This window comes from Enterobacter cloacae complex sp. 342H5 (genome assembly GCF_050030905.1).
GTDB classification, from domain to species: Bacteria; Pseudomonadota; Gammaproteobacteria; order Enterobacterales; family Enterobacteriaceae; genus Enterobacter; species Enterobacter intestinihominis.
In genome coordinates this window covers 3,625,985-3,647,726 of the sequence record NZ_JBLGVB010000001.1, presented here as the reverse complement: position 1 = coordinate 3,647,726, position 21,742 = coordinate 3,625,985, and the positions used below count along the sequence as shown (strand labels likewise).

The following is a 21,742-nucleotide window of genomic DNA, read 5'->3' as shown; positions in this document are numbered from 1 at the left end:
TCAGCTGAACTGCTCGGCCATCTCACCCAGAATCTGCTCGCACCAGTTCTGGAGGCGCTCGTCGCTAAGATCGTACTGGTTGGTTTCATCCAGCGCGAGCCCGACAAACAGCTGACCGTCGGCAATAATCGGTTTTTGACTGGTGAACTCATAGCCTTCCGTAGGCCAGTAGCCGATAAAGGTCGCGCCCTTTGGGGCCAGTTTGTCGTGCAGCATGCCGAGTGCGTCAAGGAACCACTCCCCGTAGCCCAACTGGTCGCCCATGCCGTACATCGCAATGATTTTGCCTTCAAAATTGACTGAATCGAGCTGATCCCAGATGGCTTCCCAGTCTTCCTGAATCTCACCAAAGTCCCAGGTAGGGATACCCAGAATCAGCACATCGTACTGCTCCATCAAGGCAACCGCGTCATCTTTCAGGTTATGCAACGTCACCAGTTCCGGGCCAATAATGTCGCGAATTTTCTCCGCCGCCATTTCGGTGTAGCAGGTGCTGGAACCATAGAACAGACCAATATTCATCGCGTAACTATCTCAATTCTTGCTATGACTTTGCGCGTAGTGTACCAGAAACCGATGGCAATCAGGCATAATGGCCAGATTGCAGAACCATAGGGGTTGATGTGGAAAAGGATCTCGCACTCATCGAACAGTTTCTCGACGCGCTGTGGCTGGAGAAAAACCTCGCTGAAAATACGCTCAGCGCCTATCGTCGGGATCTCACTCTGCTGGTCGAGTGGCTGGCGCACCGGGGGCTGACGCTTGAAAGCGCACAAAGCGATGACCTGCAAGGGTTACTGGCTGAGCGGATGGAAGGGGGGTACAAAGCCACCAGCTCCGCACGTCTGCTGAGCGCCATGCGCCGCCTGTTCCAGCACCTTTACCGCGAGAAGATCCGCGCGGATGATCCCAGCGCACTGCTGGCATCGCCTAAACTGCCTCAGCGGCTGCCAAAAGATCTCAGCGAAGCGCAAGTTGAGAGATTATTACAGTCGCCCACAGTTGACCTTCCGCTGGAGTTACGCGATAAAGCCATGCTTGAACTATTGTATGCCACGGGCTTGCGCGTTTCTGAGCTGGTGGGCCTGACGATGAGCGATATCAGCCTGCGTCAGGGCGTGGTGCGCGTTATCGGTAAAGGGAACAAAGAACGGCTGGTGCCGCTGGGTGAAGAGGCGGTCTACTGGCTGGAGACGTATCTGGAACACGGGCGTCCGTGGCTGCTGAACGGCGTCTCCATAGATGTATTATTCCCGAGCCAGCGCGCGCAGCAGATGACGCGACAAACGTTCTGGCATCGCATTAAACATTACGCCACACTGGCGGGTATTGACAGTGAGAAGCTGTCGCCGCACGTTTTGCGTCACGCCTTCGCGACGCATCTGTTAAACCACGGCGCGGATTTACGCGTGGTGCAGATGTTGCTTGGACACAGCGATCTTTCAACGACGCAAATATACACCCATGTCGCGACGGAACGCCTGCGGCAGCTACACCAACAGCACCACCCTCGCGCGTGAGTGCCGACGAATTGTTACAGGATCATATATGAAAAAGTCTTTAGCGCTGTTCACCCTGCTGGCAGCTTCGGTTTCCGGTTTTGCCCATGCGGATGATGCCGCCATTAAACAGTCTCTGACGAAACTCGGCGTCGCCAGCAGCGAGATCCAGCCAGCGCCGGTGGCTGGCATGAAAACGGTGCTGACCAACAGCGGCGTGCTGTACGTGACCGAAGACGGAAAGCACATCATTCAGGGGCCAATGTACGACGTGAGCGGTGCGCAGCCGGTGAACGTCACCAACCAGCTACTGATGAAAAACCTGAATGCGCTCGAAAAAGAGATGATTGTCTACAAAGCGGCGCAGGAAAAGCACGTCATTACCGTCTTCACCGACATCACCTGCGGCTACTGCCACAAGCTGCATGAAGAGATGAAAGACTACAACGCGCTGGGCATTACCGTGCGTTACCTGGCCTTCCCACGCGCTGGCGTGCAGAGTCAGCCTGAGCAGGATATGAAAGCGATCTGGTGTGCGAAAGACCGCAACAAGGCCTTTGATGACGCGATGAACGGCAAAGGCGTGAAGCCCGCCTCCTGCGATATCGACATCGCTAACCACTACGCGCTGGGCGTACAGTTTGGCGTGAGCGGTACGCCAGCCATTGTGCTGAGCAACGGCTATGTGGTGCCGGGCTACCAGGGGCCAAAAGAGATGAAAGCGTTCCTCGACGAACACCAGAAACAGACGGGTGGTAAATAATTCGCGTGAAAGCCCCGATAAAACTGCGCCGCCGCGATGCGGTTGAAACCGCGGATTTACCAGATACGCTTCCGCTGCTGTTAAAGCGGTTGTACGCCAGCCGTGGCGTGCGTACGGCAAGCGATCTTGAGCGCAGCGTTAAAGGCATGCTGCCCTGGCAAGCGCTGAGTGGCATCGAAAAAGCGACTGAAATGCTCTACGACGCGTTCCGTGACGGGACGCGGATTGTCGTGGTGGGCGATTTCGATGCCGACGGCGCAACCAGTACCGCGCTGAGCGTACTCAGCCTGCGTGCGCTGGGCTGCGATAACGTGGCTTACCTGGTGCCGAACCGGTTTGAAGACGGCTACGGCCTCAGCCCGGAAGTGGTCGATCAGGCCCATGCCCGTGGTGCACAGATGATCATGACCGTGGATAACGGGATCTCTTCTCATGCGGGGGTCGATCATGCCCATGCGCTGGGGATCCCGGTACTGGTCACCGATCACCACCTGCCAGGAGAAACCCTGCCAGACGCCGAAGCCATCATTAACCCGAACCTGCGCGACTGCGATTTCCCGTCGAAATCGCTGGCCGGAGTAGGGGTGGCGTTTTATCTGATGCTGGCGTTACGCACGTTGCTGCGTGATAAGGGCTGGTTCGAATCGCGCGGGATTGCCGTGCCGAATCTTGCGGAGTATCTCGATCTGGTGGCGCTGGGAACCGTGGCGGACGTGGTGCCGCTCGATACCAATAACCGTATTCTCACCTGGCAGGGCTTGAGCCGCATTCGGGCGGGCAAATGCCGTCCGGGGATCAAGGCGCTGCTGGAAATCGCCAACCGCGATCCGCTGAAGCTTGCGGCAAGCGATTTAGGCTTTGCCCTCGGCCCGCGCCTGAACGCGGCGGGGCGGCTGGACGATATGTCGGTTGGCGTCGCGCTGCTCCTGTGCGACAACATCGGCGAAGCGCGCGTGCTGGCCAGTGAGCTGGACGCACTCAACCAGACCCGTAAAGAGATTGAGCAGGGGATGCAGGCCGAAGCGCTGACCCTGTGCGAAAAGCTGGAGCGCAGCGGCGATAACCTGCCGGGTGGGCTGGCGATGTATCACCCCGAATGGCACCAGGGCGTGGTGGGCATTCTGGCGTCGCGCATTAAAGAGCGTTTCCACCGCCCGGTGATCGCGTTCGCCCCCGCCGGGGACGGCACGCTGAAAGGCTCCGGTCGTTCCATTCAGGGGCTGCATATGCGCGATGCGCTGGAGCGTCTCGACACGCTTCATCCGAACCTGATGATTAAGTTCGGCGGCCACGCGATGGCGGCAGGCCTGTCGCTGGAAGAGGCGAAGTTCGAGGAGTTCCAGCGTCTGTTTGGCGAACTGGTCACCGAGTGGATCGATCCGTCTCTCTTGCAGGGTGAAGTGGTTTCTGACGGTGAGCTTTCTCCGGCTGAAATGACCATGGAGGTGGCGCAGATGCTGCGCGATGCTGGCCCATGGGGGCAGATGTTCCCGGAGCCGCTTTTCGACGGACGTTTTCGTTTGCTGCAACAGCGCATCGTGGGCGAACGCCATCTCAAAGTGATGGTGGAACCGGTCGGCGGCGGGCCGCTGCTCGACGGCATCGCCTTTAACGTTGATACCTCCATCTGGCCGGACAACGGCGTGCGCGAGGTTGAGCTGGCCTATAAGCTGGATATTAACGAGTTCCGCGGTAACCGCACCCTTCAGATCATCATCGACAATATCTGGCCAATTTAGCGTCAGTAATCTCTATAAAAAAGGGCGTGGATTCGGTACAATCCCGCTCTTATCACCGCATTTTGACAAGCTCATAAAAGAAAACAGACCATGTTTGAAATTAATCCGGTAAAAAACCGCATTCAGGACCTCACGGAGCGCTCTGACGTTCTTAGGGGGTATCTTTGACTACGATGCCAAGAAAGAGCGTCTCGAAGAAGTAAACGCCGAGCTGGAACAGCCGGACGTCTGGAACGAACCTGAACGCGCGCAGGCGCTGGGTAAAGAACGTTCCTCCCTCGAAGCCATCGTAGATACGCTGGATCAAATGGCGCAGGGTCTGGAAGATGTTTCTGGGCTGCTGGAGCTGGCTGTCGAAGCCGACGACGAAGAAACCTTTAACGAAGCCGTGGCAGAGCTCGACGTGCTGGAAGAGAAGCTGGCGCAGCTGGAATTCCGTCGCATGTTCTCCGGCGAATACGACAGCGCTGACTGCTATCTCGATATTCAGGCAGGCTCTGGCGGTACCGAAGCGCAGGATTGGGCCAGCATGCTGATGCGTATGTATCTGCGCTGGGCAGAAGCGCGCGGTTTCAAAACCGAGATTATCGAAGAGTCCGAAGGTGAAGTGGCGGGTATCAAGTCCGTCACCATTAAGATTATTGGCGATTACGCCTACGGCTGGCTGCGTACTGAAACCGGCGTTCACCGCCTGGTGCGTAAGAGCCCGTTCGATTCCGGTGGCCGTCGCCACACCTCCTTCAGCTCCGCGTTTGTCTACCCGGAAGTGGATGAAGATATCGATATCGACATCAACCCGGCGGACCTGCGTATCGACGTTTACCGCGCATCCGGCGCGGGCGGTCAGCACGTTAACCGTACGGAATCTGCGGTGCGTATTACCCACATTCCAACCGGGCTGGTAACACAGTGCCAGAACGACCGTTCCCAGCATAAGAACAAAGACCAGGCCATGAAGCAGATGAAAGCGAAGCTTTATGAGCTGGAGATGCAGAAGAAAAATGCTGAGAAGCAGGCGATGGAAGACAACAAGTCCGACATCGGCTGGGGCAGCCAGATCCGTTCTTACGTCCTTGATGACTCCCGCATCAAAGACCTGCGTACCGGGGTTGAAACCCGCAACACGCAGGCGGTGCTGGACGGCAGCCTGGACCAATTTATCGAAGCAAGTTTGAAAGCAGGGTTATGAGGAACCAACATGTCTGAACAACAAGCACAGGGCGCTGACGCGGTAGTCGATCTTAACAACGAACTGAAAACCCGCCGCGAGAAGCTGGCAGCGCTGCGCGAGCAGGGCGTGCCGTTCCCGAACGATTTTCGTCGTGACCACACCTCAGACCAACTGCACGCTGACTTCGACGCGAAAGAGAACGAAGAGCTGGAAGCGCTGAACGTTGAAGTGGCCGTTGCGGGCCGCATGATGACCCGTCGTATCATGGGTAAAGCCTCCTTCGTGACCTTACAGGACGTTGGCGGCCGCATTCAGCTGTATGTCTCTCGTGACGACCTGCCGGAAGGCATCTACAACGAGCAGTTCAAGAAGTGGGACCTGGGCGACATCCTGGGCGCAAAAGGTAAACTGTTCAAAACCAAGACCGGTGAACTGTCTATCCACTGTACCGAACTGCGTCTGCTGACCAAAGCCCTGCGCCCGCTGCCGGACAAGTTCCACGGTTTGCAGGATCAGGAAGCGCGCTATCGTCAGCGCTACCTGGATCTCATCTCTAATGATGAATCCCGTAAGACCTTCAAAATTCGCTCCCAGATCATGGCCGGTATTCGCCAGTTCATGGTTAACCGCGACTTTATGGAAGTAGAAACCCCGATGATGCAGGTGATCCCAGGCGGTGCCTCTGCCCGTCCGTTCATCACCCATCACAACGCCCTGGACCTGGACATGTACCTGCGTATCGCGCCGGAATTGTACCTGAAGCGTCTGGTGGTCGGTGGTTTCGACCGCGTGTTTGAGATCAACCGTAACTTCCGTAACGAAGGCATCTCCGTACGTCATAACCCAGAGTTCACCATGATGGAACTCTATATGGCGTATGCGGATTACAAAGATCTGATTGAGCTGACCGAATCCCTGTTCCGTACCCTGGCGCAGGATATTCTGGGCACCACGCAGGTCCCTTACGGTGAAGAAGTGTTCGACTTCGGCAAGCCGTTCGAAAAACTGACCATGCGCGAAGCGATCAAGAAATACCGTCCGGAAACCAACATGGCGGATCTGGACAATTTCGACTCTGCGAAAGCGATCGCTGAAAGCATCGGTATTAAGGTTGAGAAGAGCTGGGGTCTGGGCCGTATCGTGACCGAGATCTTCGAAGAAGTGGCCGAAGCGCACCTGATTCAGCCGACCTTCATCACCGAATACCCGGCGGAAGTGTCTCCGCTGGCGCGTCGTAATGACGAGAACCCGGAAATCACTGACCGCTTCGAATTCTTCATCGGTGGCCGCGAAATCGGTAACGGCTTTAGCGAGCTGAACGATGCAGAAGATCAGGCGCAGCGTTTCCAGGATCAGGTTAACGCGAAAGCGGCAGGCGACGATGAAGCGATGTTCTTCGACGAAGACTACGTAACCGCGCTGGAACACGGCCTGCCGCCGACGGCTGGCCTGGGTATTGGTATCGACCGTATGGTGATGCTGTTCACCAACAGCCACACCATCCGCGACGTGATCCTGTTCCCGGCGATGCGTCCGGTTAAATAAGCCGTTAAGACGTAAAAAAAGCCCCGTGCGTTTATCGCCGGGGCTTTTTTATTGCGCCGCAAAAGCGCTGAGTTTTTCGCGCGCAGTGTTCGCTTCCTGCACCATCCACGGACTAAATGCCCACGGTGTGGCGTCCAGCGCGCGGAAGAGCGCGTCCAGCTCCACCCATTGATACTCCATCACTTCGTCGCTATTGATTGCGAGGGTATTCGTTACGCGGGCGGCATAGACCGGGCAGATTTCGTTTTCAACGATCCCTGAAGGGTCGGCTTCACGGTAGCGGAACGCCGGGGCAACGGGGGTGATGTCGGTGATTTCGGCCCCGACTTCAAAGCGGCAGCGGCGGATAATCGCCTGCTCTGTCGCTTCGTCGGCCTGTGGATGTCCGCAAACAGAGTTGGTCCACACACCGGGCCAGGCTTTTTTACTTAAGGCGCGCCGGGTAATCAGACATTCTCCGTTAGCGTTAAACAGCCATGAAGAGAAGGCCAGGTGTAGCGGGGTGTGTGACGTGTGCGCGGCGTACTTCTCCTGAGTGCCAATCACCTTTCCCTGGTCATTTACCAAAATAACGTGTTCTTGAATACTCATTGATGCTCCAGTGCCATAATGCTTAATGGTTCAGCACCATCAGCGGAATTATTATACTGCATTCTTAAGCAAACGGTTTGGCCCACAGAGCGGAAAAGGGCATGACCCGCATCAGTTTGGGCTGCTATCATAGTGCGCCATTCACGCTGACCGAGGAGCTGTTTTGTTTGCAGGAAGCCTGACGAGAAACCCGATCATTGCCGTTTTCTGCCTGACGCTGACGCTACTTATAGCAGGATGCTCGGGGAGTAAATCTTCGGATATGGGCAGTTATTCCGGTGCCGTCTATACCGTTAAGCGCGGGGACACGCTCTACCGCATCTCACGTGCCACGGGGACCAGCGTGAAGGAGCTGGCGCGCCTGAATAATATTTCTCCACCCTATACCATTGAGATAGGGCAAAAGCTCAAGGTTAACGGCGGTTCCTCCTCAGGGAATAAGTCCTCAACGCGTAAAACAGCCAAAGTGACGCCATCCTATCAGGTGCCTAAATCATCCTGGCCGCCGGTCGGTCAGCGCTGCTGGATCTGGCCTGCAAGCGGAAAAGTGGTTGCGCCGTACTCGCTCTCGGAAGGGGGCAATAAAGGTATTGATATCGCTGCCGCACGCGGCACGCCGGTTTACGCTTCAGGGGCCGGAAAGGTGGTCTATGTCGGTAACCAGCTTCGTGGATACGGTAACCTGATCATGATTAAGCATGGTGAGGACTACATTACGGCATATGCGCATAACGACACGATGTTGGTGAATAATGGCCAGAACGTGAAGGCGGGGCAGAAGATTGCGACCATGGGCAGTACCGGGACGGATACGGTGAAGCTGCATTTCCAGATTCGCTATAAGGCCACGGCCATCGATCCGCAGCGTTATCTTCCGGCGCAGGGCAGTAAACCGAAGTGCTAAGTGATTATTTAATCGCCACTTAGTGGGGTAAAGGCTTGTATGAAGAGGCGTAAGGTCTATAATGCCTTACGCACCTCAAAGCGGGCGTAGTTCAATGGTAGAACGAGAGCTTCCCAAGCTCTATACGAGGGTTCGATTCCCTTCGCCCGCTCCAGTCTCCTCATAAATCAAGAAGTTATATTTCATCAGTTAGTTACGTTGCTCTGCTTTAGCAGGTACAACTAAAACTACCCACTGTTCTATACCCGTACCTGTCGCGTGATAGGTCTGTGGTACAAGGGAACATATCCTCACGCTGGCGGTGGTTCCAGGTTCTTACCGCGATAGTACAACAACGAACAAAAAGCCGCATACCTGGCATAACTCCCGAACAGATTGAACACACGCATTTAAGCCCGATGTGTGGCCCTATGAGCCACGTAAACAGGTGAATAGTGGTAATGCCCCGGTAGCTACAGATCCGGCTCTGCCAGCGCTTTGCTCACGCTCCGAAAGGTACACGAGCACCCTGATAAGGTGTGATCCCCCTGACAATCTGATTTGGTCACTGGTGACTTTCGCAAAGCGAAACCAACTAGGTTGGCCTGTTGCAGTCGCTATGCTCCGCTTGTTGCTTCTACCACTAACGGGGCTTTATGGCTTCTATTGTCTGAAAGCTGATACATTGCACAAACATCATGTGGATTACTGTAAAGTTCATCACTATGATTATGTGTGCCATTGCCAGTTAAGAAATGCGGAGAGGACAATATGGATGTTACTGATGAGGCTTTGTTGAGTTCTGGCTTTACACCATCGGATTTGAAGAAGATAAAGAACAACGTTGAAAGCTATGGTGGAACGTTGGGGAATGCAATCAGGGACCTGGCTAGGCGATTTATTCTTGCCGTGTGGGTTGTATCCGGTTGCCTTGCTGTATTCATTTTTCTTGTGATGTTCGCATCTGAGCAGAGTGTTTTCTCTGGTGCTATTGGCCTTTCTTGTGGCGCAGCGGTTGCAATTTTTATACAACCGCCTGTACTTGCTTATAAATCTTGGCGATTCTGTAGAGCGAACAAATCTTAATTAGTACTGTTATCAGTAGCCAGAAGATCAAAAATGACTTTCGCTTTGACACCATATCCAGCGATTTTCATCGTTAGCTTAGGCTTGCTCATTGTGTCAACTTTTCGGTAGTAATCACGCGGCAGCCAACGGAATAATCGCCAAGCTCCGGGTTTCCTTGCTAAGCCGAAGATACTATAGACACTCGCCCCTAGAGTCACCGTATTATAAAGAGCTAATCCACTTTTTGGGCTAAACCCCATAAATTGCGCGGTCTCCATTGCGCCATCAGCAAAAATTCCTTCCGATTTGGATTGTTCACCATAGCGAAGATGGCTTGCTTCTTTTGTTATACCGTTAATACCATCAACAAATAAAACTGCTCCTGCAAGAACTCCAACAGGGGTCATAGTGGACATCATAACCATCCCACCAAATAATGCTGCTCCAGATACCACTATATGGATTGCCGAAATCACGTATCCGACGATTTTATTGTTTTCCCTGACAAACTCGACCTTTGCATAAAGTTGGGCGGCTCTGGTTCTTAACAGGCGTTCTTGTTCTTGCAGATTATCTGTTTCGGCACGCAGATTTTTGATGCATGCAATGCATTCTTCATCGGTTTTGGCCCGTCGTGCAGTTTCAAATTCTTTCTCTACGACCTGCCTTATCTCTTCGACAAACTTGATACGTGTTATCCCATCTTGCAAATAGAATGCTGATAGCCGATTTGCAGTTTCGACGAGTTTCCGGGCTTCCAGATTTACCATGGTATCTGACCATGTTCTGTTCCAGCCCCTGTTAAGCAACGCAATATCCATTAAAGACTCCTTTCCAAAATGTGTCTGGTCATTTGACGTGCAATAAGGTCGAAGACAACAGGAAATACTTACACAACCCGCCCCCGTAGGTGTCCCGTCTCTTTATCCTCCCAGTTTACATCCTCCTGCTTAAAATATCCCCGGCTCTATTATAGATCCGCTGAGTGGATCGATTAGCCGCCTAATAATTTCACTGGATCTGCATGAAATATCCTAGTGATATCACTGCGTTACACTACTTTGCTTGCGTTGCAATTTGCCTCGCTTTATTACAACAGGCGAAACGCTGTCTTCCTGTGCCTTTGCCGTAACACTGCTGACTTGCTGGCAACGGTTGAGCGGTTAACAGAACGGGGTGTAGTTGTTCAGTTCCACAAAGAGGATTTTAAGACCGGGAAGAACTCTCCAGCAGGTAATATGATGCTGACCGTACTGGCAGCAGTCGCACAGATGGAACGTGAAACGATGCTGGAGCGCCAGCGTGAAGGTTACGAAGCAGCAAAAGCCGCAGGCAGGATCACCGGACGGGGCAAAGGTCGCTCTATTGATCGTGAAGCCATTAAAGCAGAACTCGCAGCAGGTAAAACCATTCGTGCAATCGCAGAAAGCCACAACGTCAGCACCAGAACAGTCATGAACATTAAGGCCGAAGCCTGAACAATTCTAAAACATCCCCACTTTGACCTCGCTCCGGCGGGGTTTTTTATTGCCTGAAATCCACACCAGCGCGAGCACCACCACCAATAGCTCCGTATGCTCCACCAGAAACTCTACAGCTCGTCATCCCCCTCACAATTGTAAACTGACAGACCCATATCACAGCGTCCCGCTGATAGGTTCTCACAGGCCCAGAAATGGAGGGTTTTTCGTTGTCAAAAATTCCGACATAAACCACTAAAGGAAGGTAAGTGGCTTTCCTCTGTCAGAGGGTAGGGAGGTTTTAGCAAAGTTTGTACATGAATCAATACTAAGTGTTAATCAATACAAAGTACTTCTGACTTTCGCAAAGCGAAACCAACCATTGTCGTAATGTCCTTGAATCACCCAAATAATAAGAAAGTGGAGATGGAATCTGCCGAAAAGTTTCGGCTGGATTGCTGTAAAGTTCATCATTATGATTGCTTGCATAATCAGCGATTGGAAAAACACTTTTGGGAGATAAGGGACGAGACGATATGAAAGTGACTGATGAGGCTTTGTTACGTTCAGGGTTTACGCAGCCCGAATTGCAGAAGATAAAAAGCAATATTGATAAATATGGAGGAACGCCTGGAGAGGCCATAAATGACCTCGCTAGACGATTTGTTACCCTGGCGGGAGTGGTGGCTGTGTGTACCTTTACCCTACTGCTACTTTTCGTCTTCAGCTCACCTGATAGAGCAGCTGCATGGGGGCTGGCGATGTTCTTTGGGGTTGCCATTATGTCCTTCGCACAGCCGCCGGTAATTTCCTATAAATCCTGGCGTTATCGAAAAAATACAAAGGATTAACGGGTTCCATTTTCTGCTGTTAACAGGTCGAAAATCACTTTTGCTTTAACGCCATAACCGACAATCTTCATTGTTAACTTAGGAGTGCTGATTGTGCTGACATTGCGATAGTAATCGTGTGAAAGCCAGCGGAATAATCTCCAGGCTCCAGCTTTCGAGCAAGTCCTACTGGGCTGCTGAATATACCTACAGGCTGGATAAAGAAAAGCTCACTGATTACTCTCTTGAACAGCAAGCCTCTATTTTAGCTGATCACTGGTTACTGCTGGTTTATGGGATTAGTAAGTGGTCTTATTATCAAAGGCCTGGGCGCATGGGGATGTACAGGGGCGTTAAACATGAAGTACAAAATGTTGCTGGGTGTTGTGTTCATCTTAACGGGATGCTCTGGGCCTGGTGATCGAATGGTAGATCGTGAATCTTCAACGGCATTAATCAAAGATAATCAAGTTTGTGTCGTGTCACCACTGGAGCCACAGGAACGGATCACTGCTATCCAAATTAACAGTGATAATAGCGACTCTCTTCACAAGATTTTTGATGACAAGCCCTTGTATGTTCAAAAGGGCGGGTGTCTTCCTGTGTACGGATTTAAGTTTACACCTGGAGAGCGGTATAACTTCGCGTATGACGTCCAATCTGATAAATCAGGGTCACATTTAGTCACTGCTGTATTTTCTTATCCCAAAGAATAAGGGGCTGAACGCCCCATATTCTTAACGGCGTGTAAACGCCAATCTGAGCCCTAATCCAATGAATGTTACACCAACAATTCTATCCAGTATTTTCTGCAACCTTCTGTTTTGCGAAACGGTTCCGGCTGCACTACCTGCAAGTACGGCGAACGTTAAATCAGTCATAAAAGCGATCAATGCGTAGGTCATTCCCAGGAGTAGAAAAGAAGCTGTCTGGTGCTCGCTTCCAGGCGCAACGAATTGAGGGAAAAAGGAGATGAAGAATAACAGTACCTTCGGGTTGGTTAAGGTAGTTATGAAACCTTTAGTAAGTAGACTCGTCAAGGTCGCTTTTGCCTTAACGCGTTCAGCTTCGTTGTGATTCGTGGTTTGCTTTGTCAGCGTTCCCCAAATCATCTTACTACCGAGATACACCAGATAAGCCGCACCGAGAGACTTAATGATGGTGAACATCATCGGAGATGCTGTTATCAACGCGGTTAATCCCACAGCGCTTGCAATTGCATGTGTGCAACTACCTAATGCTACACCAGCGGCAGAGATAATTCCCGCGCGTCTTCCATTAACCACGCTTTGACCTACCACGTAGGCTATATCAGGCCCAGGTGTAACGGAAAGGAGAAATACAGATAGGGCGAAAAGCCCAAAATGAGTTATGTCCAGCATAGCCATCTCCAGAAAAAAATTATGTACCTCCATGCTAACACTGAATTTTTATGCGTAAAGGGTGATTTTATATGCTTTTAGTCTGCTTTTGCTAAACAACGAATCACTCATGGCATAACACGCTAAGTTGCACATTTCCTGTACCCTGGATACCCTGAGATTAATCCTAATAACTCAAGGGTGAGTATGGCTAGCGGGAAGAGAAAGAATCAAAAGGAATCGCCTGAAGAAGAGTTAGATCGCCTGCTGGATGAGCTTGAACTCACACCGGAGCAACGGGAGTTTATCGAATCCATGCGAGAGGATAAGAGCGATCCCAGTAGTGAGTAACGCTTGTCTTAAGCCGAACGAGTACAAACGGCATTGTAAGAAATTCTTCTCCTGGTGCATGCAGAATCACGGTGCCTTTGTTCCGGCTGTCGCTGGAGTGTCATAAATATAATTACGCGCGCGCATAATTTAAAATTAAACCCTCTTTCTTTTTACGTAATCAATCGCCCCTGTTATATCTGTCGGCAAATTTTTTATTTCCCGGATCGCAGATGAAAACACGACTCCTCCTGTGCGCTGGCTTATTAGCTGCCTCCAGTGCCCATGCCAGCGCCCTCTATTTTTATGAAGCTGGCACCGAAGATACCGCGCTTGCCGGAGCAGGGCAGGCGGCTCGTGCGCAGGATGCCTCTACAATTATGACCAACCCGGCTGGCATGACGCGCTTACCGGATCATATGGTCACCGGTGGGTTACAGGTTATGGATGGCTCCATCGACAACCAGCTGGATAACGATGCCCATCAAAGCCCCGGCGATGTGATGAAAACCATCCCGAATGCCAGCGCCTTTTATAGTCAGAAGATAAACGATGATCTTTATGCCGGGGTCGGGCTTTACGGTAATTACGGCCTGGGGATCGATTACGGCAGCTGGATGGGCGACAGGCTGATTAAAAAGAGTACCATGGTAGCCATGACGCTCAGCCCCTCGCTGGCCTATAAGCTTAACGACCGTCTTTCGATTGGCGCGTCCGCCAACGTTAACTACGGTTACTTCTCGCTGACTCGCAGCGTTAACGATGATGACTACCGGCGACGCGATGAAGACCTGGCCATGAGCTATCGGCTTGGGCTGCTGATGCAGCTAACTGACCAGACCCGAGCCGGTATTACCTGGAACAGCGAAACGGACTACAGCTTCAATATTGACGGCAACGCGCGTGTTCAGAACGGCACCTACGACCTGCCGGTGTCAGCACAAATCAGCGCGCCGCAGCAAATTATGCTCAGCCTTGTGCATGACATTAACCCGCAGTGGTCGGTTATGGGCGATCTCGGCTGGCAGGACTGGAGCCAGTTCGGCGCGCCGCAAATCGTCGTCGGGGACCAGCAGCTGAACAACGTCAGCCGCCTGAAGGACACGTGGCACGGTGCGGTGGGCGTGCAGTATCGTCCAACGCCTCAGTGGCGACTGAATGCCGGTGTGGCGTTCGACAGCTCGCCGTATGAAAGCCAGAGCGATGTGGCCTTAACCTTACCTACCGGCGATGAGTGGCGATTTGGTTCGGGAGCCCAGTATCAGATCACCCCGGCCAGCAATATTGGTATTGCCGTGTCGTATCTTCATATGCAGTCGTCGCATGTGAAATCGCCGGTGGCGTTTGCCGGAAGTTACGACCATCCTTATCTTTGGTTTGCCAGCGTCAACTACAGCTATCAGTTTTGATCGGCTAACCGCTTAAAATATATGGTCTATAATGGCAGATACTGAATGTCAGAAGGTTGTACCATGCATATTTTACCGCCTGTTCGACCCGAAAAATCCATAGAACGACTGACCGCTATCCTTGAGCCGATAGCGGAGAAAGTGCACGTTGTTCCACGTAAGCGACTCACCTGGTTACGGAAGGGGAAACAGCAGATGTACCTCTTTCTGGAAGGGGAGCTGTCCCTGCTGCGGACATCGGATGGACTGGTGGTCGTGACCGTTTACGAGCCGCATTTGTTTGGTATTGCTGAGATGATCCAGCCTACGCAAGGCCATTTTCTCCGTGCGGAAAGGGAGTCGACCATTTTACGTCTCGATGCGGACAAGGCGGCCGAGTTATTCCGTGCCGAGGGCGTCTGGGAGGATGTCGCAGCGCTGCTCTCATACCATACGGCCTATTTGATATTCCGTGATGCGCAGGTACTCCAGCAGCGTACCTATTCCGTTATTCGTAACCACCTTCAGGAAATGATTTTGCTCCCGGAGGAGACGCGTTTGCGTACCACGATACTGGAATATATTCAGGATCGTACGCTGCTTTCTCGCAGTAGTATACTCAATGTATTATCCGCCCTTAAACAGGGAGAATATATCTCCTTTAAGCGCGGTGGGTATTTGCTTGAAGTCAGACACTTACCTGAATCATTCTAGGGGAAGTTTAAAATTAAACAGAAATGGAATTAACGAGGCTGTTAATTTTCTATATCGTTTGCTTTCTAAGTTTTATCTTTATTAAGTAAACGGTATATTTATGAAAAAGACAGTTCTCGCTTTGATTATGGTTAATGCGTTTACCGCCACTTCCGCGTTCGCCGCCGCTGATGCGGGCACCTGGTATGGCGGAGCGAAATTCGGCTGGTCACACTATTTTGATACCAATATGGGTTCAAAAGCGTTTGATAACAATAATTCCGACCACTTCGATTTTGACCATGATAATGTCGGTGGGGGTGTTTATACGGGTTACCAGATTACCCCATGGCTTGCGGTAGAAGGCGGTTATGATTATTTAGGCAACATGCAGATCAAGGGTCAGCATGGCGCAGGGGCGCAAATGAAGACGCAGGGTCTGCAAATGTCCCTGAAGGCCAGCTATGCCTTGACCAATGACTGGGATATCTACGGCCGTGCCGGGGCGATGGGCTATCGCGCTGAATCCGATGTAAGTGGTCACAATCGTTTTGAAACCGGTGTGCGCCCGCTTGCAGCTGTGGGTACTGAATACGCCTTCAATAAAAACTGGGCTGGCCGCCTGGAATATCAGTGGGTAAGCAATGTGGGTAATGCAAACCAGATCGGTGTGAGCAGCGACCTGAGTTCCGTCACCGCAGGGCTTAGCTATCGCTTTGGTCAGTACGACTGATGCATGTGATATGGCGATTAAGAAAAACCCGGCTGCTATGTTGCCGGGTTTTTTGTTGTCAGCTGGCGAATAACGGTTCAAGCATAATATGAATATTTTGCAGGCCCGTGACATTATTGTCTTTCAGGTATTGCTGATTAACCATATCTAACTGTTCCAGTTTGGTCAGCGAGGCGTAAACGCGTTGAACAGCGCTGTCCGCAACAAAAATTTCTTTTGCGGTAGTGTCCTGAAGATACTGTGATTTTACGCTGCGCGTTAAGTTATCGATCTGCTGTTTATTTTCCTGATAAAGAGACGCGATATGAGATATCTGTGCCTGCGGCGGTTTTTCCCCCGGTAATACCAGCGGAATTTGCAGATGATTAATCTTTTCAACGTTGTCTGGTGGTGGAGAGCTACATGCTGTTAATGTGCTCAGACTTAATATAGCGAAAAAGAACGGCAGGCTCTTCATCGAATCACTCCGGGGAAATAATTGGACTCAGCATTATCCCTGAAGGCCGCAGCGACGAAAGAATAAACTTATTTATTTATAAACGTTATTTCCATAGGTAAAAGAAAATCCCGGTGATAGCCTCCTTTCCCCCCATGTACCGCCAGCGTGAATATGACGCCTCGAGGATGTATGAAATTTAAAACTCTCGTTAGTGCGATGGCCGTTGCTGGTCTGCTATTGGCCTCGTTGATCTCATTGCCTGTCCTGGCACAAAAGGAGGTGAAGGAAGCCACTGCCCATACGAAACAAATGAATGATGCACTTTATGGTCAACTGCCCTTCTTTGATAAAACCGATTTCCGAAATGCGCATAAAGGCTTTATTGCCCCGCTGCCACCTGCGGTGATTAAAGGTGAAAAAGGCGCCGTTATCTGGAATCCCCAGAAATACGCTTTTATCAAAGAAGGGCAAAAAGCGCCGGATACCGTCAACCCGAGCCTGTGGCGTCAGGCGCAGCTGAATAATATCGGCGGTCTGTTTGAAGTCACGGAAGGCGTCTACCAGATCCGCAACCTCGATCTGTCGAATATGACAATCATAGAGGGCAAAGAGGGGATCACGGTTATCGATCCGCTGGTGTCTGCGGAAACGGCTAAAGCGGGCATGGATCTTTACGTTAAGCATCGCGGCAAACGTCCGGTTGTTGCCGTTATTTATACCCATAGCCACGTCGATCATTATGGCGGCGTGCGTGGCGTAATTGATGAAGCCGGGGTAATGTCCGGCAAAGTGAAAGTCTATGCGCCAGCCGGTTTTATGGAAGAGGCGGTATCGGAAAATATCATGGCCGGAAACGCCATGAGCCGCCGTGCCAGCTATATCCACGGAAACCTGCTGAAACCCGGTGTGAAGGGGCAGGTGGGGGCAGGTCTGGGGACTACCACCTCAGCCGGAACGGTCACGCTCATCGCGCCCACTCACTCTATTACCGAAGAGGAGCAGAAAGAGGTCATTGACGGTCTCACCTATGACTTTATGCTGACGCCGGAATCGGAAGCACCGTCTGAAATGCTCTGGTATGTGGAAGAGAAAAAGCTGATCGAAGCAGCAGAGAACGTCACTCACACCCTGCACAATACCTACTCGCTGCGCGGGGCGAAAATACACGATCCGCTGGCATGGTCAAAGTACATCAATAACGCCATCGATCGTTGGGGTGATAAAGCGGAAATCATTATCGCGCAGCACCACTGGCCCACGTGGGGTAACAAAAAAGTGGTGAAGCTGATGAAAAGCCAGCGTGATATCTACCGCTATATCAACGACCAGACGCTCAGACTGGCGAATAAGGGGCTGACGAGGGATGAAATAGCCGCTAATTTCGCCCTGCCTTACGGGCTGGCTAAATCCTGGGCAGGCCGTGGCTATTACGGCTCGGTAAGCAACAACGTCAAAGCCACCTATGTCTACTATCTTGGCTGGTTCGACGGCAATCCGGCGACGCTCGATGAACTGCCTCCGGTCGAGGCGGCGAAAAAGTATGTCGATTACATGGGCGGAGCCCGCGCAATCCTTGAAAAAGCCCGTGTCGATTATGCCCGGGGGAATTATCGCTGGGTGGCTCAGGTGGTCAGTAAAGTCGTTTTTGCCGATCCGAATAATAAGGCGGCGCGCGAACTGGAAGCCGATGCGTTTGAACAGCTGGGATACCATGCGGAGTCAGGGCCGTGGCGTAACGCCTACCTCACCGGTGCGCAAGAGTTGCGTAACGGCGTGAAGATAAAGCCGACGCCCAAAACCGCCAGCCCGGATGCGGTCCGTGCCATGTCGACTGAGATGATTTTTGACTACTTCGGCGTTCACCTTAACGGCGTCAGAGCGGCGAATGCCAGAGGCGTTTTTAACGTTGATTTAGGCCGCGAGGGCGGCAGGTATAAGCTGGAGCTGGAGAATGGCGTGCTAAACCACAGTGCCAATATCCAGGCAGAAGATCCGGATGCAACCATTACGCTCAGCCGCGAAACGCTGAACAAAATCATCCTTAAGGAGACCACGCTGAAAAAGGCGCAACAGGCAGGAGAGGTGACGATCGTCGGCAACGCCGCGAAGGTAGACGAAATGCTGCGCTGCATGGAGAGCTTCAGTTTCTGGTTTCCTGTCGTCACCCCTTAAATGTAAGAAAGGCTGCTTTCGCAGCCCTTTAGCATTCGCCTGCAACAATTTGCCGGGTGGCGGCTTCGCCTTACCCGGCCTACACTCTGCGCTGCTTGAGCGCTAGATGACGCCATCCCCGCCGTCTGAACACCAGACCTGCCCGGAGGTGTATGAACACTCATCCGAGGCCAGAGTGACATACAGCGGTGCGATCTCCACGGGCTGTCCCGGGCGTCCCAGAGGGGTACTCTCGCCAAAATGTTTCACTTTTTCCTGTGGCTGCCCACCGCTGGGCTGGAGCACGGTCCAGTAAGGTCCGGGCGCTACCGCGTTCACGCGGATCCCTTTCGGACCCAGCTGTTTCGCCAGCGCTTTGGTAAACACCGCGAGACAGGCTTTGGTCTGCGCATAGTCAAGCAGTACGGCGCTCGGTTTTACCGCCTGTACAGATGAGGTGTTAATGATGGAAGCGGGAGCTTTCATGTGGCGCAACGCCGCCTTTGTGATCCAGAAAGGCGCATAGACGTTGGTTTTAAAGGTCGCGTCAAAATCTTCCGTGGTCAGTTCTTCCAGCGTCTCACGGTACTGCTGGCGGCCTGCGTTATTCACCAGGATGTCCAGCCCGCCCAGTTTTCCGACGGCCTGTTCCACCAGGTTCTGACAAAAAGTTTCGTCCCGCACATCACCCGGTAGCGCGACGGCATTCCGTCCTTCCGCTTTAATCAGGGCGATCACTTCCGCAGCGTCTTCTTCCTCTTCCGGCAAATAGTTAATGGCGACATCTGCCCCTTCGCGGGCATAGGCAATGGCTACTGCGCGTCCGATGCCGGAATCGCCCCCGGTAATTAGCGCCTTCTTACCAGTAAGCCGGCCATGCCCTTTGTAGCTTGTCTCGCCGTGATCGGGAACAGGGTCCATTTCAGAGGCCAGGCCCGGTGGCGTCTGGGGCTGCTCCGGGAAAGGTGGCGTTGGGTAAGCGTTCGTACGTTGTTCATTATCACTCATAGCTAACTCCTTGTTAGGGGTGAGATTTGATGGATAGTTACAGCGTTAACGCTTCGCTGAATTATTTTTGCAAGTGGCTGACCCGCACTACGGGTGGGGATGATTTTTTATCGAGCGAGCCGCTAATACTGATCATGTTGTCAGGTTCCACGGTTCTGTCGTCAAATACGGCTTTCGGGATAATAACGTCGATTTTCCCGGTTTTATCCTGGAATACGTATTTATCGCCATTGCCATCAATAAGATTGCCGCGCAATGAAATAGAGGCGCCATCATGCATCTCTTTTGCCTGAGTAATGGTCATAATGCGCGCATCATCGGTACCACGATAACCACTGTCCAGGGCATGCGGCGGTGGCGGCGCTTCACCCTTTTGTAACCCGCCGTTATTATCTGCCCATGCGGAAGGGATAATTAATATTAACAAGGCTGAAATCACTGATAATTTCATCTGATATCCTTCATTTTGGATGTCTTGACTTATTAAGTATTGTTGCTATTCCTTTATGTGGCAAATGTGATAAGTCTTAAAAGCATTTGCGTAGAAAAATCAAAAATTTCGGCAATTAAGCGAAACGGTGACAAAAGCCATGGAACCAAAAAATGAAAAAGTGCCTGGGATAAAAGAGAGTTATCGTTTACTGACGTTTGAGTATGCATTTCGTCAGGTGGGTTTTATTGTACTGTTAGGTATTATCGTGGCCGCATTAGCCGGCCTGTTTTCCAGCGGTGCGGTTAGCGACGTGGAGAAAACAAACGAAGCAAAATCCCTGAACCTGAGCTATGAGCGCTTCGGCCGCCGCCAGACCGAATCGCGGATGACGCTGACGTTTCCGGTGACGTCTGAGGGTAAATATATTCTCAGCCTGACCAGCGAAAGCAGCGACGTATATGAGCCGGGCAGCGTCTGGCCGCAGCCGGACAGCATGTATAGCCGGGGGAACACCTTGTTTCTCGTTTACGACAATCTGAAACAGAGCGATAAGTTCACCGTCCTGCTGTTCATCACGCCGACAAAAGCAGGGAAATGGACAAACAGCATCCGCGTAAACAACGGGCCAGATATCCGCTTCTGGCAGTTTATTTACCCCTAGGAGTCGAATATGGACATGGTTTTTCGTGCCCTGGCAATATACCTGTTTCTGGTGATCGTGTTTAAAGTCGCCGGACGGCGCGCCCTGCTGCAAATGACCAGCTTTGACCTTATTTTGCTCTTAATTATCAGTGAGGCGACACAGCAGGCGCTACTGGGCGAAGATTTTTCCGTCACCGGTGCGATGATTACAATAACAACGCTGGTGGTGGTGGATATTATTTTTGGCCTGATTAAAAAATATTCTTATTCTGTTGAGAATGTTCTTGATGGCACCCCGGTGATATTGGTAGAGAATGGTATTCCCATTGCGGATAAACTGAAAAAAGTCGATGTATCCTGCGATGATATATTGATTTCAGCACGCCAGAACCACGGCATAACGGAATTAAAGGATATTAAGTACGCGATCCTTGAGCGTAACGGCCATATTTCAATTATTCCTGAAGAAAATTAACTAAGGGGCACATCCATGAGCAACCTTATTCACGATAATAATACGACCATCAGCGAGCTGACGAAAAAGCTTGCCACGACGCTCACAGAAAGAGGACTGCGTCTAACCACGGCGGAGTCCTGCACCGGCGGTAATCTCGCGGTTGCGCTTTGCGCTGAAGAGAACACGGCGGAATTTTATGACGTTGGCATGGTGGTGTTCAGCGATGCGGCGAAGGAGAGGATCCTCGGCGTGCGGCACGAAACGATTGAGCGCTTCACCGCTGTCAGTGAACAAACGGTTACTGAGATGGCCGCTAAAATTCGCGATATTGCCGAGGCGGATATTGGTGTTGCCATCAGCGGCTATGCGGGACCGGAAGGCGGAGACGATGGCACGGCAGCCGGTACGGTCTGCTTCGGCTGGAATATTCGCGGACAGACGGAAACCCGCACCGTGCTGTTTTCCGGTGAATGTCAGGATGTGGTGGAAAAAGCGGTGCGTTATTCGCTGTCTGAACTGATCGAAATACTCTCCGGATGGGATAACGTCTGAGACAAG

At 51.9% G+C, this 21,742-nt stretch carries 24 protein-coding genes, 1 tRNA gene and 1 pseudogene; 19 read left to right on the top strand and 7 right to left on the bottom strand.

What is annotated here, in order from left to right:
* Complete coding sequence (gene fldB, locus ACQG03_RS17395) at positions 1-522, bottom strand: flavodoxin FldB (RefSeq protein WP_023306886.1); 522 nt, start codon at positions 520-522, stop codon at positions 1-3.
* 101 nt (positions 523-623) lie between these two features.
* On the opposite strand from fldB, the gene xerD reads away from it, so the two are divergent.
* The 5 genes from xerD to lysS all read left to right on the top strand — a co-directional run bounded on the left by xerD (position 624) and on the right by lysS (position 6,717).
* Complete coding sequence (xerD, locus tag ACQG03_RS17390) at positions 624-1,520, top strand: site-specific tyrosine recombinase XerD (RefSeq protein ID WP_063163564.1); 897 nt, start codon at positions 624-626, stop codon at positions 1,518-1,520.
* Positions 1,521-1,548: 28 nt separating this feature from the next.
* Entirely contained in the window at positions 1,549-2,262 is a 714-nt protein-coding gene (gene dsbC, locus ACQG03_RS17385) for a bifunctional protein-disulfide isomerase/oxidoreductase DsbC (protein ID WP_022649304.1), read from the top strand.
* A 5-nt stretch (positions 2,263-2,267) separates the two neighbouring features.
* Positions 2,268-4,001 carry a single-stranded-DNA-specific exonuclease RecJ gene (recJ, locus tag ACQG03_RS17380; RefSeq protein ID WP_063163563.1) on the top strand — a complete coding sequence of 578 codons (1,734 nt, stop codon included), beginning with the start codon at positions 2,268-2,270 and terminating at the stop codon, positions 3,999-4,001.
* A 90-nt stretch (positions 4,002-4,091) separates the two neighbouring features.
* Positions 4,092-5,190 (top strand): peptide chain release factor 2 gene (gene prfB, locus ACQG03_RS17375; RefSeq protein ID WP_096147815.1). Its coding sequence is split into 2 segments (ribosomal slippage): positions 4,092-4,166 and positions 4,168-5,190, totalling 1,098 coding nucleotides; the frame shifts between segments, so codons are not numbered across the junction.
* A gap of 9 nt (positions 5,191-5,199) precedes the next feature.
* Positions 5,200-6,717 carry a lysine--tRNA ligase gene (gene lysS, locus ACQG03_RS17370; RefSeq protein ID WP_063163562.1) on the top strand — a complete coding sequence of 506 codons (1,518 nt, stop codon included), beginning with the start codon at positions 5,200-5,202 and terminating at the stop codon, positions 6,715-6,717.
* Positions 6,718-6,765: 48 nt separating this feature from the next.
* Here the strand turns inward: lysS and idi are convergent, their stop codons facing one another.
* Positions 6,766-7,308, bottom strand: a complete 543-nt coding sequence (gene idi, locus ACQG03_RS17365) for an isopentenyl-diphosphate Delta-isomerase (RefSeq protein WP_022649301.1) — start codon at positions 7,306-7,308, stop codon at positions 6,766-6,768.
* 163 nt (positions 7,309-7,471) lie between these two features.
* Here idi and actS point away from each other — a divergent pair, with 163 nt between their 5' ends.
* The 3 genes from actS (at position 7,472) to ACQG03_RS17350 (ending at position 9,277) form a co-directional block, all read left to right on the top strand.
* Positions 7,472-8,212 (top strand): amidase activator ActS, encoded by a 741-nt coding sequence (actS, locus tag ACQG03_RS17360; protein WP_063150149.1) that lies wholly within the window; start codon positions 7,472-7,474, stop codon positions 8,210-8,212.
* An 80-nt stretch (positions 8,213-8,292) separates the two neighbouring features.
* Positions 8,293-8,366: transfer RNA gene (locus ACQG03_RS17355), tRNA-Gly, on the top strand.
* A 596-nt stretch (positions 8,367-8,962) separates the two neighbouring features.
* Positions 8,963-9,277 (top strand): hypothetical protein, encoded by a 315-nt coding sequence (locus ACQG03_RS17350; protein ID WP_015673660.1) that lies wholly within the window; start codon positions 8,963-8,965, stop codon positions 9,275-9,277.
* On the opposite strand, the gene ACQG03_RS17345 is transcribed toward ACQG03_RS17350, so the two are convergent.
* Positions 9,274-10,080 (bottom strand): DUF4225 domain-containing protein, encoded by an 807-nt coding sequence (locus ACQG03_RS17345; protein WP_023306876.1) that lies wholly within the window; start codon positions 10,078-10,080, stop codon positions 9,274-9,276. The genes ACQG03_RS17350 and ACQG03_RS17345 overlap by 4 nt on opposite strands.
* Positions 10,081-10,320: 240 nt before the next feature.
* On the opposite strand from ACQG03_RS17345, the gene ACQG03_RS17340 reads away from it, so the two are divergent.
* From ACQG03_RS17340 to ACQG03_RS17325, 4 genes and pseudogenes are all read left to right on the top strand, one after another.
* Entirely contained in the window at positions 10,321-10,737 is a 417-nt protein-coding gene (locus ACQG03_RS17340) for a recombinase family protein (protein WP_226863006.1), read from the top strand.
* A gap of 518 nt (positions 10,738-11,255) precedes the next feature.
* Positions 11,256-11,570, top strand: a complete 315-nt coding sequence (locus tag ACQG03_RS17335) for a hypothetical protein (protein ID WP_058676774.1) — start codon at positions 11,256-11,258, stop codon at positions 11,568-11,570.
* 169 nt (positions 11,571-11,739) lie between these two features.
* A pseudogene (locus ACQG03_RS17330) lies at positions 11,740-11,970 on the top strand (hypothetical protein); the annotation flags it as partial.
* Positions 11,909-12,265: a putative T6SS immunity periplasmic lipoprotein gene (locus tag ACQG03_RS17325; protein ID WP_058676773.1), complete on the top strand. Its 357-nt coding sequence runs from the start codon at positions 11,909-11,911 to the stop codon at positions 12,263-12,265. The pseudogene ACQG03_RS17330 and the gene ACQG03_RS17325, both read left to right, overlap by 62 nt.
* 21 nt (positions 12,266-12,286) lie before the next feature.
* On the opposite strand, the gene ACQG03_RS17320 is transcribed toward ACQG03_RS17325, so the two are convergent.
* On the bottom strand, positions 12,287-12,931 hold the full coding sequence (locus ACQG03_RS17320) for a LysE family translocator (RefSeq protein ID WP_023298536.1): 645 nt from the start codon (positions 12,929-12,931) through the stop codon (positions 12,287-12,289).
* Positions 12,932-13,473: 542 nt separating this feature from the next.
* On the opposite strand from ACQG03_RS17320, the gene ACQG03_RS17315 reads away from it, so the two are divergent.
* The 3 genes from ACQG03_RS17315 (at position 13,474) to ACQG03_RS17305 (ending at position 16,054) form a co-directional block, all read left to right on the top strand.
* Positions 13,474-14,649 (top strand): OmpP1/FadL family transporter, encoded by a 1,176-nt coding sequence (locus ACQG03_RS17315; RefSeq protein ID WP_063163561.1) that lies wholly within the window; start codon positions 13,474-13,476, stop codon positions 14,647-14,649.
* Between the two features lie 63 nt (positions 14,650-14,712).
* Entirely contained in the window at positions 14,713-15,342 is a 630-nt protein-coding gene (locus tag ACQG03_RS17310) for a winged helix-turn-helix transcriptional regulator (protein WP_022649277.1), read from the top strand.
* Positions 15,343-15,442: 100 nt separating this feature from the next.
* Positions 15,443-16,054, top strand: a complete 612-nt coding sequence (locus ACQG03_RS17305; RefSeq protein WP_022649276.1) for an outer membrane beta-barrel protein — start codon at positions 15,443-15,445, stop codon at positions 16,052-16,054.
* Positions 16,055-16,112: 58 nt separating this feature from the next.
* Here ACQG03_RS17305 and ACQG03_RS17300 read toward each other — a convergent pair whose 3' ends face one another.
* Positions 16,113-16,511 carry a hypothetical protein gene (locus tag ACQG03_RS17300; RefSeq protein WP_022649275.1) on the bottom strand — a complete coding sequence of 133 codons (399 nt, stop codon included), beginning with the start codon at positions 16,509-16,511 and terminating at the stop codon, positions 16,113-16,115.
* 171 nt (positions 16,512-16,682) lie between these two features.
* Between ACQG03_RS17300 and ACQG03_RS17295 the strand changes: the two genes are divergently transcribed.
* Positions 16,683-18,665 carry an alkyl/aryl-sulfatase gene (locus ACQG03_RS17295; RefSeq protein WP_048965627.1) on the top strand — a complete coding sequence of 661 codons (1,983 nt, stop codon included), beginning with the start codon at positions 16,683-16,685 and terminating at the stop codon, positions 18,663-18,665.
* A gap of 102 nt (positions 18,666-18,767) precedes the next feature.
* On the opposite strand, the gene ACQG03_RS17290 is transcribed toward ACQG03_RS17295, so the two are convergent.
* Entirely contained in the window at positions 18,768-19,652 is an 885-nt protein-coding gene (locus ACQG03_RS17290; protein ID WP_022649272.1) for an SDR family oxidoreductase, read from the bottom strand.
* Between the two features lie 61 nt (positions 19,653-19,713).
* The gene (locus ACQG03_RS17285; protein WP_022649271.1) at positions 19,714-20,103 is read right to left on the bottom strand and encodes a YdeI family stress tolerance OB fold protein; all 390 of its coding nucleotides are present in this window, start codon (positions 20,101-20,103) and stop codon (positions 19,714-19,716) included.
* A gap of 139 nt (positions 20,104-20,242) precedes the next feature.
* On the opposite strand from ACQG03_RS17285, the gene ACQG03_RS17280 reads away from it, so the two are divergent.
* Genes ACQG03_RS17280 through ACQG03_RS17270 form a run of 3 tightly spaced genes read left to right on the top strand, consistent with a single transcriptional unit; the run spans position 20,243 to position 21,736 of the window.
* Positions 20,243-20,746 carry a hypothetical protein gene (locus ACQG03_RS17280; protein WP_023298530.1) on the top strand — a complete coding sequence of 168 codons (504 nt, stop codon included), beginning with the start codon at positions 20,243-20,245 and terminating at the stop codon, positions 20,744-20,746.
* A 9-nt stretch (positions 20,747-20,755) separates the two neighbouring features.
* On the top strand, positions 20,756-21,202 hold the full coding sequence (locus ACQG03_RS17275; protein WP_063163560.1) for a DUF421 domain-containing protein: 447 nt from the start codon (positions 20,756-20,758) through the stop codon (positions 21,200-21,202).
* Positions 21,203-21,217: 15 nt separating this feature from the next.
* Complete coding sequence (locus ACQG03_RS17270; RefSeq protein ID WP_022649268.1) at positions 21,218-21,736, top strand: 2-oxo-tetronate isomerase; 519 nt, start codon at positions 21,218-21,220, stop codon at positions 21,734-21,736.
* The last annotated feature ends 6 nt before the right edge of the window (positions 21,737-21,742 follow it).